The following is a 13,952-nucleotide window of genomic DNA, read 5'->3' as shown; positions in this document are numbered from 1 at the left end:
CATGCTCTACGCCATCATCGCCAGCGACGTCGAAAGCTCTTTGGAAAAGCGCCTGAGCGTGCGCCCTGCCCACCTCGAGCGCCTGCAACAGCTCAAGGACGAAGGCCGCCTGATGCTGGCCGGGCCGCACCCGGCCATCGACAGCAACGACCCGGGCCCAGCCGGTTTCACCGGCAGCCTGGTGGTCGCCGAGTTCGATTCGCTGGCCGCAGCCCAGGCCTGGGCCGATGCCGACCCTTACGTGGCGGCGGGCGTCTATGACCAGGTCCTGGTCAAGCCTTTCAAGCACGTGTTGCCCTGATCTTTCTTGGCGGCTGCCTGTGGCCGCCCTTCGTTTCGAGTGAGTCATGAGTGAGCTGTTACTGATTGACGATGACCAGGAGCTCTGCGAGCTGCTGGGCAGCTGGCTGAGCCAGGAAGGCTTCGAGGTACGTGCCTGCCACGACGGGCACAGCGCGCGCCAGGCCCTGGCCGAGCGAGCACCGGCGGCCGTGGTGCTGGACGTCATGTTGCCCGATGGCAGCGGCCTGGAACTGCTCAAGCAGTTGCGTACCGAGCATGCCGAGCTGCCGGTGCTCATGCTTTCGGCACGGGGCGAGCCTCTGGATCGCATTCTCGGCCTGGAGCTGGGCGCCGACGACTACCTGGCCAAGCCCTGCGACCCGCGTGAGCTGACGGCGCGCCTGCGGGCCGTATTGCGCCGCAGCCACCCCGCCGCTCCGACCACGCAACTGGAGATCGGTGACCTGGCCTTCAGCCCGGTTCGCGGCGTCGTGGCCATCGAGGGCCGGGAGATGACCTTGACCCTGTCCGAGAGCCGGATCCTCGAAGCCCTGCTGCGCCAACCGGGCGAGCCGCTGGACAAGCAGGAACTGGCGCAGCTGGCCCTGGGGCGCAAGTTGACGCTCTACGACCGCAGCCTGGACATGCACGTCAGCAACCTGCGCAAGAAGGTCGGCCCCCATGCCGACGGCCGACCGCGCGTTGTCGCCCTGCGCAGTCGCGGGTATTACTACAGCCCTTGAGCGGCAAGCGGCAAGCTGCAAGCCAGAGCGTCAGCGTCGCCTCAACGTCCTGCTGACACCTGACGTGCCGCCCTACCGTCCGCTTGTAGCTTGTAGCTTGTCGCTTGCAGCTCACCCCCCCGCTTTACCAATCCTTTACCGACCCCTGACCGCCCTTGACCTTATCTTCCCTACACTGGGCTCATCCGGTAATCGCCGGCCCATGAGAGGAGAGACACCATGCGCAAGACCCTGACCGCCCTGCTGTTCGCCGCCGCGCTGCCGACCGTGGCCATGGCCATGCCAGACGGTGGCCCACGTCATGACGGCCCGCCCCACCGCGGCGGTGCACCGTTCGCCCAGCTCGACCTGACGCCGGAACAGCGCCACCAAGTGGACACCCTGATGCGCGATCAGATGAAGGCACGCCACGACATCACCGACCGTTACCTGGACAAGCTGTCCGCCGCGGACAAGAAGGCCATGCAGGACGACATCAAGGCCAACCGCGAGAAGAGCCAGAGCGCCATCCGCGCGCTGCTCAAGCCGGAACAGCAGAAGAAGTTCGACGACATGGAAAAGGAACGCGCCGCCCGCAAGGCCGAGTGGCAGGAATTCCAGACCTGGAAAGCTGAAAAAGCCAAGAAGGCCCAGTAAGCTGTCGCTGACCGCCCGACCCGCCGCTTGGCGGGTCGGGTTTTTTTCGTGTGCGGAGGTGCGAGCGTGCGCTCATTGTTCTGGCGAATCCTGGCCAGCTTCTGGCTGGCCATCACCCTGGTCGCGGGGCTGTCGATCCTGCTGGGCCACATGCTCAACCAGGATGCCTGGATCCTCAGTCGGCATCCCGGGCTGAACACCCTGGCCAGCCAGTGGGCGCAACATTACGAGCAGGAAGGCCTGGAGCCTGCGCAGCGCTTTCTGGAACAGCGCAAGCAACGCTACAAGGTCGATGTGCAAGTGCTCGACGAAAGCGGCCAGGCCGTGGTCCCCGGTACCTTCCCACGGCGCGCCGCCGACTTCGAAGCGCGCCAGACCAATGACGCGCGTCCCCTGCCCTGGCGTCGGCTGACCGAGGAATACACCAGCCCACGCAGCGGCCAGACCTACCTGCTGATCTACCGCATCCCCCACCCCGAACTCGATGCCTGGCACCGGGACAGCCTGCTCTGGCCCTTGAGTGCCCTGGGCATTGCGTTGGTGGTGCTGACCTTGTTCAGCCTGCTGGTGACGCTGTCGATCACCCGCCCCCTGAGCCGCCTGCGCGGTGCGGTGCATGACCTAGGCCAGACCAGCTACCAGCAGAACAGCCTGGCCCGGCTGGCCGATCGCCGTGACGAATTCGGCGTACTGGCGACCGACTTCAACAAGATGGGCGCTCGCCTGCAAAGCCTGATCGGCAGTCAACGGCAATTGCTCCGGGACGTCTCGCACGAGCTGCGCTCGCCCCTGGCGCGTCTGCGTGTAGCCCTGGCCTTGGCCGAGCGTGCCGAACCGCAACAGCGTGCAGCGCTCTGGCCACGCCTGACGCGCGAGTGCGATCGCCTGGAAGACTTGATCAGCGAGATCCTCGAGCTGGCGCGGGTCGACGCCGAGCAGGCGCATCCCGAACCGGTCGACCTGCCGGCGTTGCTCGGCAGCGTGTGCAAGGATGCCCAGCTGGCGGCGCCGGAACAGGACATCCGCTGGACGGTCGCCCCCCAGGTGAGCGTGCAGGGCTGGCCGACGCTGATCGAGCGCGCGGTGGACAACCTGGTGCGCAATGCCTTGCGCTTCAATCCCGAGGGCAAGCCCATCGAGCTAATGGCCGAGCAGGAGGCGCGTGGCGTCGTGGTCAGTGTGCGCGACCACGGGCCGGGTATCGCGCCGGAACACCTGGCGCAGTTAGGGGAACCCTTCTTCCGGGCGCCGGGCCAGACGGCTGCCGGTCATGGGCTGGGGCTGGCCATCGCGCGCAAGGCGGTGGAGCGCCATGGTGGGGTGCTCGAGCTGTCGAACCATGCGCAAGGGGGCTTCGAGGCACGGTTGGTGCTGCCGGTCGAGCCGGTGGTGGCGGGTTGACCGGGAGGTGATGCCTACACTCACACGCTGATCGTGTTTGTGGGAGTCGGCCCGCCGACTTGGCGCCGTGCTGTCGCGTAGAGAACATGGCAATAGCTGGCATGGCTCAGAGGCTTTATCTCTGATCGATTTCTAGGGCCGCTTTGCGGCCCATCGCGGCACAGGGGCCGCTCCTACACCCGTAGCCCCACCGCAGGGTTGGATATGACTACCGCTATCGCGGGCAAGCCCGCTCCCACAGGCGGCTTAGCCGGCATGGGGCTGCTTGCTTGAAATGGGCTTTGCCACTGCACAACTGCCTGCTTGAAATGGGCACCTGTGGGAGCTGGCTTGCCAGCGATAGGGCCTGTTCATCCGCTTCAGGGCTGACAGGCCAGCGTTCGACCCGTCAGCATGGGTTGGCGTTACCACCGTTATCGCGGGCAAGCCCGCTCCCACAGGCGGCTTTGCCGGCATGGGGCTGCTTGCTTGAAATGGGCTTTGCCACTGTACAACTGCCTGCTTGAAATGGGCACCTGTGGGAGCTGGCTTGCCAGCGATAGGGCCTGTTCATCCGCTTCAGGGCTGACAGGCCAGCGTTCGACCTGTCAGCCATGGGGTTGGCTTGACTACCGCTATCGCAGGCCTGCTCACACAGGGACTGCAATGACCTGCATCGCCGCGGTGTCACTACGGGTGTAGGAGCGGCCCCCGTGCCGCGATTGGGCCCGCAGGGCCCATAGAACCAGCGATCCCTATGGCGCAAGGTGTACGAAACGGCGCAGACTGCGCCACGCGTCACCCTCCCCTGAACGTCACCCCCACGAAGCGACGAAGTCCTCGGTCGCCAACACTGGCGCCGTCCGTGGTTCGTTCGCCGGCGTACCGACGTACAGATAGCCCAGCAGCTCCTCATTGTCTTGCACACCCAGCCCCTGGGCCACATGGGCGTCGAACGCCATGTCCCCGGTTCGCCACAACGCCCCGATCCCTTGCGCATGGGCGGCAAGCAAGATGCCATGGGCTGCACAGCCGGCTGCCAGGCGTTGTTCCACAAGCGGCACTTTGGGGTGTTCCTTCAGGCACGCGATCACCACGATGATCAACGGTGCCCGCAGCGGCATGGCGCGGGCCTTGTCCAAGGCTGCCTGGCTGGCATCGCCCTTGAGCTGCACCGCTTCGGCATACAGCTCGCCCAGTCGTTCGCGCGCCGTGCCTTCGATGGTCAGGAAGCGCCACGGCCGCAGTTGGCCATGGTCCGGCGCGCGCAGGGCGGCCTGAAACAGCGCTTCGCGTTGTGCGGCATTGGGCGCCGGTTCGGTCAGACGCGCCACCGACACGCGGTTGAGCAATGCATCGAGAGCCTCCATCGGCTTTCTCCTGGTCATGGAAAGATGAGGGGCATTCTCAAGCTGCAAGCTGCAAGCTGCAAGCTGCAAGCTGCAAGTCAGAGCGTCGGCGTCGCCTCAACGTCCTGCCCACACCTGAAGTGCCGCACTACCGTCCGCTTGTAGCTTGTCGCTCGAAGCGTGCAGCTCAAAGCTTGCCCCTTGCAGCCCGCACCCACTCCCCCGAAAATGGCGCCCCTTCGTTTTCGACTCTGAGCCCACGACATGGCGTTGCCGACCCTCCGGATCATCGCGTTCATCATCGGCATCTTCCTGGTGACCCTGGCCGTGAGCATGCTCGTGCCCATGGCGACCTTGCTGATCTTCGACCGTACCGATGACCTGCCCTCCTTCGGCTGGGCCAGCCTGATCACCCTGGTGGCCGGTCTGGCCATGCTGGCGCAGGGCCGGCCTGAGCAGGTGCACCTGCGTCCGCGGGACATGTACCTGCTCACGGTCTGCAGCTGGGTGGTGGTGTGCGTGTTCGCCGCGCTGCCGTTCCTGTTCACCCAGCACATCAGCTACACCAACGCCTTCTTCGAAAGCATGTCCGGCATCACCGCCACGGGCTCCACCGTCCTCAGCGGGCTGGACGACATGTCGCCGGGGATCCTCATGTGGCGGTCCATGCTGCACTGGCTCGGCGGCATCGGCTTCATCGCCATGGCCGTGGCGATCCTGCCGCTGCTGCGCATCGGTGGCATGCGCCTGTTCCAGACCGAGTCGTCCGACCGGTCGGAGAAGGTCATGCCGCGCTCGCACATGGTCGCCAAGTCCATCGTGCTGGTCTACGTGGGCATCACCGTGCTCGGCAGCCTGGCGTTCTGGTGGGCGGGCATGAGCCTGTTCGACGCAATCAACCACGCCATGTCGGCCATCTCCACCGGGGGCTTCTCCACCTCGGACCTGTCGCTGGCCAAATGGGACATCCCGGCGGTGCACTGGGTCGCCGTGGTGGTGATGATCCTGGGCAGCCTGCCCTTCACCCTGTACGTGGCCACCTTGCGCGGCAACCGGGGCGCGCTGGTGCGCGACCAGCAGGTGCAAGGCCTGCTGGTGCTGCTGGTCGCCACCTGGATCGTGCTGGGCACCTGGTACTGGCTGACCACCAACCTGCCCTGGACGGACGCCTTGCGCCATGTGGCGCTGAACGTCACCTCGGTGGTGACCACCACGGGCTTCGCGCTGGGCGACTACAGCCTGTGGGGCAACTTCTCGCTGATGTTCTTCTTCTACCTCGGCTTCATCGGCGGCTGCTCCGGCTCCACCGCCGGCGGGATCAAGATCTTCCGCTTCCAGGTGGCCTACATCCTGCTCAAGGCCAACCTCAACCAGCTGATCCATCCTCGCGCCGTGATCAAGCAGAAGTACAACGGCCATCGGCTCGACGAAGAGATCGTGCGTTCGATCCTGACGTTCTCGTTCTTCTTCGCCATCACCATCTGCCTGATCGCGCTGTCGCTGTCGCTGCTGGGCCTGGACTGGATGACGGCGCTGACGGGCGCGGCGAGCACCGTGTCGGGGGTCGGGCCGGGGCTGGGCGAGGTCATCGGCCCGGCGGGCAATTTCTCGACCCTGCCGGATGCGGCCAAGTGGATCCTGGCCGGCGGGATGCTGCTGGGGCGTCTGGAGATCATCACCGTGCTGGTGCTGTGCATGCCCGCGTTCTGGCGGCACTGAACCCAGGCGCCAAAGCAACGTCGTCATGGCAGGCATCGACAGGTCGCCCGCCATGACTCACTGCGCACTCAGCAGTCGGTCAGCTCGAGAAACGCTGCCACCAACCGTTCCAGCCCCTGCTGGTCCTCGACGCCAAAACGCGCCAGGCGTGGGCTGTCCAGGTCCAGCACGCCGATCAGGCGCCCTGCCTTGACCAGCGGGATCACCAGCTCGCTGTTGGACGCGCTGTCGCAGGCGATGTGCCCCGGGAAGGCATGCACGTCCTCGACGCGCTGGGTCTGCCGCGTGGCGGCCGCCGCACCGCAGACCCCCTTGCCGAAGGGAATGCGCACGCAGGCGACCTGCCCCTGGAACGGGCCGAGTACCAGTTGCTCGTCGCGCACCAGGTAGAAGCCGGCCCAGTTGAGGTCTTCCACTTGGTGGTAGAGAAACGCCGACAGCTGGGCCGCGTTGGCGATGAAGTCGCGCTCGTCGGCGAATAGGGCACGTACCTGGGCGACCAGCAGGTCGTAACCATCCAGGCCTTGGCCATTGGCATTGAGGTCGATCATGGGTGTTGCTCCAGCAAGTGCAGCCCGACCCAATAGCGGGCGAACTGATAGGCACAGCGGCCATTACGGTTGCCGCGCCCGGTCGCCCAGCGCACAGCTTCGGTTTCCAGCGCTTCGTCGCGCTGCCAGGTCAGGCCGGCCGCACCGGCCAGTTGGTCGATCCAGTGCGCCACCACATCCAGGTAATGCGCCTGGCTGAAGGGATAGAACGACAGCCACAGACCGAAGCGGTCCGACAAGGCGATCTTGTCTTCCACCGCCTCGTTGGGGTGCAGCTCGCCGTCAATCATCTTCCAATGCTCGTTGTCACTCTGCTTCTCGGGCACCAGGTGGCGACGGTTGGAGGTGGCGTACAGCAGCACATTGTCCGGCGCCTGCTCCAGCGAGCCGTCGAGCACGCTCTTGAGCACCCGGTAGTCGCCCTCGCCTGCCTCGAACGACAGGTCGTCGCAGAACAGGATGAAACGCTGGGGCAGCGCTTGCAGTTGTTCGACCACCCGCGGCAGGTCGGCCAGGTGATCGCGCTCGATCTCGATCAGGCGCAACCCGGCCTCGGCATGCTCGGCCAGCAAGGCGCGCACCAGCGAGGACTTGCCGGTGCCGCGCGAACCCCAGAGCAGCGCATGGTTGGCCGGCAGACCCGTGATGAACTGGTGGGTGTTGCGACCCAGCTGTTCACGCTGCTTGTCGACCCCGATCAGGTCGCTCAGGCGGATGTCCAGGCTGACCTCCAGCGGCATCAGGTAGCCGCTGCGCGCATCGCGCTGCCAGCGTGCGGCCAGGCAGCGGTTCCAGTCGATGCTGGGGCGCGGCGCGGGCAACAGGGGTTCGAGGCGTGCCAGTACCGTTTCGGCACGCTCCAGGAAAGCACTCAAGCGGGGGTCCATGACCACTCCTCATGTCAGATCAACGGCAGGATGGACGGTTCGGGACACGTCGAGTCGGCTATGCTTGCGCAGCGCAGGGAACGTACAACTGGTTCGAGAACCCATGGATATCAAGTTCACCCATCGTCTGTCCTACAAGCAGGCCCGCCTGACGGTCCTTGCGGGCTTCGTTCTTGGAACCTTGCTCAGCCTCATCCAGATCGGCATCGATTATGCCAGCGAAGACGCCTCCATCAACCGTGAAATAGACGCACTGCTGCAAATCAGCCACAACCCGGCCTCGCGAATCGCCTACAACATCGACACGGAACTGGCCCACGAGCTGGCGGCCGGGCTGCTGCGCTCCCCGGCGGTATTGCGCGCACGGTTGATCGACAACACTGACACGGTGCTGGCCGACGAGCGACGGGCGCGCCTGCAGAGCCCTTACCGGCCGATCAGCGACTTTCTGTTCGGGGCCTACCGGCAGTTCACCGATCCGCTGTACCTGGCGCACATGCCCGGCGATCACCTCGGCACCCTGCACCTGGACGTGGACACCTTCGCCTTCGGCAGCCGCTTCCTGAACCGTGCCGGGATCACCCTGGTCAACGGCTTCGCGCGCAGCCTGGTCCTGACCGTGATCCTGCTGGCGTTGTTCTACACCATGCTCACCCAGCCCTTGGTACGGGTGATCAACGCGCTGAGCCGAGCCGACCCACGCCAACCCGACCAGGCCAAGCTGACCTACCCGCCCGGCCACGAGACCGACGAGATCGGCGTACTGGTCAAGGTCGCCAACCGCCAGTTCGTCAGCATGGCGACCGAGATCCAGCAGCGCCGCACCGCCGAAAACCGCTTGACCGAGTACCTGGGCGAACTCGAAAACATCGTCTCGGCCCGCACCCAGGCCCTGGAGGCCAGCAACGCCCGCCTGAGCCAGTCCAACCTGGAACTGGAACAGGCGCGCCACCAGGCCCTGGACATGGCCCAGGCCCGCGCGGCGTTCCTGGCCAACATGAGCCATGAGATCCGCACGCCGCTCAACGGCATGCTTGGCATGATCGCGCTGGCGCTGGACAGCCCCGACCCTGGAGAGCAACGCCAGCAGCTGTCCATCGCCCATGAGTCGGGCAAGGTGCTGGTGGAGCTGCTCAACGATATCCTCGACCTGTCGAAGTTCGACGCCGGTCAGCTCACGCTCGAGTGCATTCCCTTCGACATGGGCACCTTGGTCGAGGACACTGCCAGCCTGCTGTCGCAAAACGCCGCCGCCAGTGTGGAATTGACTTGCCTGGTGGCGCCGGACTTCCCTGGCACTGTGCTGGGCGACCCCACCCGCGTGCGGCAGATCGTCAGCAACCTGCTGGCCAATGCCCTGAAATTCACCCGGTTCGGGCGGGTCGACGTGCGCCTGAGTCGGGGTGTCGGCTGCGTCCGGCTCGAGGTCTGCGACACGGGCATCGGCATCCCCGAGCAGGCCCAGGAGCGAATCTTCCTACCGTTCGTGCAGGCCGGCGATGGCATCACGCGGCAGTATGGCGGTACCGGCCTGGGCCTTACCCTGGCGCGCAACCTGTGCAGCGCGATGCAGGGCCACCTGCACATCGAGTCGCGCATGGGCTTTGGCAGTCGCTTCAGCATTGAGCTGCCCCTGCCGGTGCAGACCGATGCCGGCACGCCTGGGCGGCTGAAGGGCCGCGTGGCTGCCGTGTGCGACCGCAGCAGCGGGCTGGCCGAGTGGCTAGCGGCGATCCTGCCGGCCTGGGGCCTGGACTACGTCCAGCACGATGGCTTCGATGAACGCACGCAAGCCTCGGCGGACGTGCTGATCATCAACGACCGCGCCCTGCTCGACACGCTGCGTCCGGCCTTCACGGCACCGATCCTGCTGGTCACGGCCTATGGCGAATTTCTGCGCGGGCCTCAGCTGGCCCGCCTTTCTCCGCTGCAGCAACTGGCCCGCCCCGTCAGCCGTGCCACCTTGTACCAGATGCTGCGCCGCGCCCTGCCCGGCAGCGAGACCGGCCAGATCGTGCCAGGACAGACCGCGAACGCGCCGGGGCCCTGCGCACGCATCCTGCTGGTCGAGGACAACCCGGTCAATCAGATGGTCGCCCAAGGCATGCTGACGCGTCTGGGCTGCCAGGTGCAGGTGGCCACGCAGGGTGCCGAAGCCTTGCAATTGCTCGAGCAGCAGCGGTTCGACATGGTGCTGATGGACTGCAACATGCCGGTGATGGATGGCTACGAAGCCAGCCGTCGCATCCGTCAGATGCCGCGCTGGGCCGACCTGCCGATCATCGCGCTGACCGCCAATGCCATGCCCGACGAGCGTGACCGCTGCCTGGCCGCCGGCATGAACGATTACCTGGCCAAGCCCTTCCGTCGCGAGAACCTGCTCACGCTGATCGAGCGTTGGCTGGTGCCACCTGCCCGGTAAGTACCGCCTCGATCGCCGCTTCCAGCGCCTTGGGCTTGGTCAGTGGCCCGAAACGCACCACCTGGCCAGTGGCCGGGTCGAGCAGGAACTTGGTGAAGTTCCACTTGATCGATTCGGTGCCCAACAGGCCTGGCGCACGGCGCTTGAGCGCCACGAACAGCGGGTGCGCACGGGGGCCGTTGACCTCGACCTTGCGGAACATCGGAAAGCTCACGCCGAACGTGCGCTGGCAGAAGTGCGCGATCGAGCGCGCATCGCCGGGCTCCTGCTGGCCGAACTGGTTGCACGGGAAGCCCGCGATCACCAGCCCACGGGCCTGGTAGCTCTGCCACAGCGCCTCGAGCCCTTCGTACTGCGGCGTGAAGCCGCATTGGCTGGCGGTGTTGACCACCAGCACGGCCTTGGCGGAAAAGTCGGCCAGGCACTTCTGCTCACCGTTCAAGGTCATGCAGGCAATGCCCAGCAGTTCGTCACGCACCCCTAGTCTGCGTTCAGTCACGAGGCTTGAACTCCAGGCAGACCGAGTTGATGCAGTAGCGCAGCCCAGTCGGTGGCGGACCATCGGGGAACACGTGCCCCAAGTGAGCGTCGCAGCGCGCGCAGGTGACCTCGGTGCGGATCATGCCGTGGGAGATGTCGCGCATCTCGATCATCGCTTCCTGGCCAATCGGTGCGTAGAAGCTCGGCCAGCCGCAGCCTGAGTCGAACTTGGTCGAAGAATCGAACAGCGGCGCGCCGCAGCAGATGCACTGATAGGTGCCTGCGCGCTTTTCGTCGTTGTACTTGCCGGTGAAGGGCCGCTCGGTACCTTTCAGGCGGCAGACCTCGTACTGCGCGGGGTCGAGCATCGCGCGCCACTCTTCCAATGTCTTTTCGATCTTCTGCATACAGCACCTCGGCAGGCTTGAATTTGCATCGCGCCGTCTTTTCGCTGGCGCGGGGGGCACGTATATTAGTGTGCTCTGTGTCTGACATCAGCCAGTCACACACGCTCCGCCTTTTTTCGGTCTATTCGTCGGCGGGCCGCTGCGACCTCTCCATTCGGGATTTCCAACATGCAGTTCAGCAAATCGAACAAGCTCGCCAATGTCTGCTACGACATTCGCGGCCCGGTGCTCAAGCACGCCAAACGCCTGGAAGAGGAAGGCCATCGCATCCTCAAGCTGAACATCGGCAACCCGGCGCCCTTTGGTTTCGAGGCGCCCGAGGAAATCCTCCAGGATGTGATCCGCAACCTGCCCACCGCCCAGGGCTACAGCGATTCGAAGGGCCTGTTCAGCGCGCGTAAGGCGGTGATGCAGTACTGCCAGCAGAAGGACATCGACGGCGTCGGCATCGAGGACATCTACCTGGGCAACGGCGTGTCCGAGCTGATCGTCATGTCCATGCAGGCGCTGCTGAACAATGGCGACGAAGTGCTGATCCCGGCGCCGGACTATCCGCTGTGGACCGCTGCCGTCAGCCTGGCCGGCGGCAAGCCGGTGCACTACCTGTGCGACGAGCAGGCCGACTGGTTCCCGGACCTGGACGACATCAAGGCCAAGATCACCCCGAACACCAAGGCCCTGGTGATCATCAACCCGAACAACCCCACCGGCGCGGTCTATTCCCGCGAACTGCTGCTGGGCATGCTCGAACTGGCCCGCCAGCACAACCTGGTGGTGTTCTCCGACGAGATCTACGACAAGATCCTGTACGACGAGGCCGTGCACGTCAGCACCGCGTCCCTGGCACCGGACCTGCTCTGCCTGACCTTCAACGGCCTGTCGAAGTCCTACCGGGTCGCGGGCTTCCGTTCCGGCTGGCTGATCATCTCCGGGCCCAAGCACCATGCCCAGAGCTACATCGAAGGCATCGACATGCTGGCCAACATGCGTCTGTGCGCCAACGTACCGGCCCAGCACGCGATCCAGACGGCCCTCGGCGGCTACCAGAGCATCAACGACCTGGTGCTGCCGCCCGGCCGTCTGCTCGAGCAGCGCAACCGCGCCTGGGAACTGCTCAACGACATCCCCGGCGTCAGCTGCGTCAAGCCCATGGGCGCGTTGTACGCCTTCCCGCGCATCGACCCCAAGGTCTGCCCGATCTTCAACGACGAGAAGTTCGTGCTCGACCTGCTGCTGTCCGAACGCCTGCTGGTGGTCCAGGGCACGGCCTTCAACTGGCCATGGCCCGACCACTTCCGTGTAGTGACCTTGCCACGGGTGGACGACCTGGAGCAGGCCATCGGCCGGATCGGCCAGTTCCTGCGCACCTACCGCCAGTAGCCTCGAGGAGGCCGTCCGAGCCTGCTTGGACGGCCCTTTCGGCATCGGGTGTCACGATCGTCATGTCCCGCCTTGAAGTCAGACACGTCCTACAACACGTGTCGACACCTCGCTCAGCCCTCGCCCTACACAGTTTGAAATAGTCCCCCGGTTGAATCCGCGCGCCTTGCGCCTTATATACCCCGGCAGTGAGCAATATTTCATCCGTCAGGAGAACGTGACAACCATGATGCGCATCTTGTTGTTTGTAGCCACCAACCTTGCGGTGGTGCTGGTTGCAAGCATTACCCTGAGCCTGTTCGGCTTCGACGGGTTCATGGCCGCCAACGGGGTCGACCTCGACCTTGGCCAACTGCTGGTCTTCTGTGCCGTGTTCGGCTTCGCCGGCTCGATCATCTCGCTGCTCATCTCCAAGTGGATGGCCAAGATGAGCACCGGCACCCAGATCATCACCCAGCCCCGTACGCGTCATGAGCAATGGCTGCTGCAGACCGTCGAGGAGCTGTCGCGCGAAGCGGGCATCAAGATGCCCGAGGTCGGCATCTTCCCGGCCTACGAGGCCAACGCCTTCGCCACCGGCTGGAACCGCAACGACGCGCTGGTCGCGGTCAGCCAGGGCCTGCTCGAACGCTTCTCGCCCGACGAGGTGCGTGCGGTGCTGGCACACGAGATCGGTCACGTCGCCAATGGCGACATGGTCACGCTGGCGCTGGTGCAGGGTGTGGTCAACACCTTTGTGATGTTCTTCGCCCGGATCATCGGCAACTTCGTCGACAAGGTGATCTTCAAGAACGAAGAAGGCCAGGGCATCGCCTATTACGTGGCGACCATCGTCGCCGAGCTGGTGCTGGGCATTCTCGCCAGCATCATCGTGATGTGGTTCTCGCGCCGTCGCGAATACCGTGCCGATGACGCCGGTGCACGACTGGCCGGCACCGGTGCCATGATCAGCGCCCTGCAACGCCTGCGTTCGGAGCAAGGCATGCCGGCGCAGATGCCCGACACCCTCAAGGCCTTCGGCATCAACGGCGGCCTCAAACATGGCCTGGCCGGCCTGCTGATGAGCCACCCGCCGCTCGAGGAGCGCATCGAGGCGCTGCGTCGTCGCGGCTGAGCTCAGCGTTACCCTACAGGGGCGACTTCGGTCGCCTCTTTTTTTGCCTGCGGTTTCGTGACCTTGAGCTTTCGCCTGCCGCGTCCGGAGGCTTTATGGTCAATCGACTTATGGAGCGCTTCAACACCCCATAGCCACACTGCGATAAGGCAAAGCATCGCGGTCCTGTGGGAGTCCGCCCGCCGCCTTGGCGGCGTGCTGTCGCGCAGAGAACATGACGATAGCTGGCATGGCTCAGAGGCTTTATCTCCGATTGATTTCTGGGGCCGCTTTGCGGCCCATCGCGGCACAGGGGCCGCTCCTACAGGTGATCGCAACACTCTGCCTCATTGCGGTGTGACTACGGGTGTAGGAGCGGCCCCTGTGCCGCGATTGGGCCTGCAGGGCCCACAAAAATTCTGGAATTTTTCATTTAAAATCAGAAAGATACTTTATGCCCTATAAGGGCGGGCTTGCCCGCGATGGCGTCCGCCCCATCACTGCCTGCATAGCAGGCAAGCCCGCTCTCATAGGGTTGTGCCAATCCGTCACCTGGCGCCCTGACTGCATGCAAATCCAGCCTACCTGCTTGAACGCCCGCCATAAAAAAACCCCGGTTCGAG

13 protein-coding genes are annotated in these 13,952 nt (G+C 65.0%); 8 read left to right on the top strand and 5 right to left on the bottom strand.

Translation table 11 applies throughout. The annotated features are described in order from the left end of the window. Window position 1 precedes the first annotated feature (1 nt). The 4 genes from APT63_06130 to APT63_06115 all read left to right on the top strand — a co-directional run bounded on the left by APT63_06130 (window position 2) and on the right by APT63_06115 (window position 3,062). On the top strand, window positions 2-301 hold the full coding sequence (locus APT63_06130; protein ID AMA45241.1) for a hypothetical protein: 300 nt from the start codon (window positions 2-4) through the stop codon (window positions 299-301). A gap of 46 nt (window positions 302-347) precedes the next feature. Then, on the top strand, window positions 348-1,025 hold the full coding sequence (locus tag APT63_06125; protein ID AMA45240.1) for a two-component system response regulator: 678 nt from the start codon (window positions 348-350) through the stop codon (window positions 1,023-1,025). 219 nt (window positions 1,026-1,244) lie between these two features. Then, window positions 1,245-1,661 (top strand): LTXXQ domain protein, encoded by a 417-nt coding sequence (locus APT63_06120; protein AMA45239.1) that lies wholly within the window; start codon window positions 1,245-1,247, stop codon window positions 1,659-1,661. A 66-nt stretch (window positions 1,662-1,727) separates the two neighbouring features. Continuing rightward, complete coding sequence (locus APT63_06115) at window positions 1,728-3,062, top strand: histidine kinase (protein AMA45238.1); 1,335 nt, start codon at window positions 1,728-1,730, stop codon at window positions 3,060-3,062. A 794-nt stretch (window positions 3,063-3,856) separates the two neighbouring features. On the opposite strand, the gene APT63_06110 is transcribed toward APT63_06115, so the two are convergent. After that, window positions 3,857-4,411, bottom strand: coding sequence for an NAD(P) nitroreductase (locus APT63_06110; protein AMA45237.1), 555 nt, complete (start codon window positions 4,409-4,411; stop codon window positions 3,857-3,859). 243 nt (window positions 4,412-4,654) lie between these two features. On the opposite strand from APT63_06110, the gene APT63_06105 reads away from it, so the two are divergent. Further along, on the top strand, window positions 4,655-6,109 hold the full coding sequence (locus tag APT63_06105) for a potassium transporter TrkH (GenBank protein ID AMA45236.1): 1,455 nt from the start codon (window positions 4,655-4,657) through the stop codon (window positions 6,107-6,109). A 68-nt stretch (window positions 6,110-6,177) separates the two neighbouring features. On the opposite strand, the gene APT63_06100 is transcribed toward APT63_06105, so the two are convergent. Both APT63_06100 and APT63_06095 read right to left on the bottom strand, forming a co-directional pair. Further along, on the bottom strand, window positions 6,178-6,660 hold the full coding sequence (locus tag APT63_06100) for a GAF domain-containing protein (protein AMA45235.1): 483 nt from the start codon (window positions 6,658-6,660) through the stop codon (window positions 6,178-6,180). Beyond that, a complete protein-coding gene (locus APT63_06095; protein AMA45234.1) occupies window positions 6,657-7,547 on the bottom strand; it encodes an AAA family ATPase in 891 nt (296 codons plus the stop codon). Before APT63_06095 ends, APT63_06100 begins: the two co-directional genes overlap by 4 nt. 103 nt (window positions 7,548-7,650) lie before the next feature. Between APT63_06095 and APT63_06090 the strand changes: the two genes are divergently transcribed. Further along, window positions 7,651-9,969, top strand: a complete 2,319-nt coding sequence (locus tag APT63_06090) for a hybrid sensor histidine kinase/response regulator (GenBank protein ID AMA45233.1) — start codon at window positions 7,651-7,653, stop codon at window positions 9,967-9,969. On the opposite strand, the gene APT63_06085 is transcribed toward APT63_06090, so the two are convergent. Further along, a complete protein-coding gene (locus APT63_06085) occupies window positions 9,929-10,417 on the bottom strand; it encodes a glutathione peroxidase (protein AMA47800.1) in 489 nt (162 codons plus the stop codon). The genes APT63_06090 and APT63_06085 overlap by 41 nt on opposite strands. Before the next feature lie 43 nt (window positions 10,418-10,460). Continuing rightward, the gene (locus APT63_06080) at window positions 10,461-10,856 is read right to left on the bottom strand and encodes a peptide methionine sulfoxide reductase (GenBank protein ID AMA45232.1); all 396 of its coding nucleotides are present in this window, start codon (window positions 10,854-10,856) and stop codon (window positions 10,461-10,463) included. Between the two features lie 168 nt (window positions 10,857-11,024). Between APT63_06080 and APT63_06075 the strand changes: the two genes are divergently transcribed. Next, entirely contained in the window at window positions 11,025-12,236 is a 1,212-nt protein-coding gene (locus APT63_06075; GenBank protein ID AMA45231.1) for an aminotransferase, read from the top strand. 226 nt (window positions 12,237-12,462) lie between these two features. Next, a complete protein-coding gene (locus tag APT63_06070) occupies window positions 12,463-13,350 on the top strand; it encodes a zinc metalloprotease HtpX (protein ID AMA45230.1) in 888 nt (295 codons plus the stop codon). The last annotated feature ends 602 nt before the right edge of the window (window positions 13,351-13,952 follow it).

This window comes from Pseudomonas monteilii (genome assembly GCA_001534745.1).
Lineage (GTDB): Bacteria > Pseudomonadota > Gammaproteobacteria > Pseudomonadales > Pseudomonadaceae > Aquipseudomonas > Aquipseudomonas alabamensis.
This window is presented reverse-complemented; position numbering and strand designations above follow the sequence as displayed.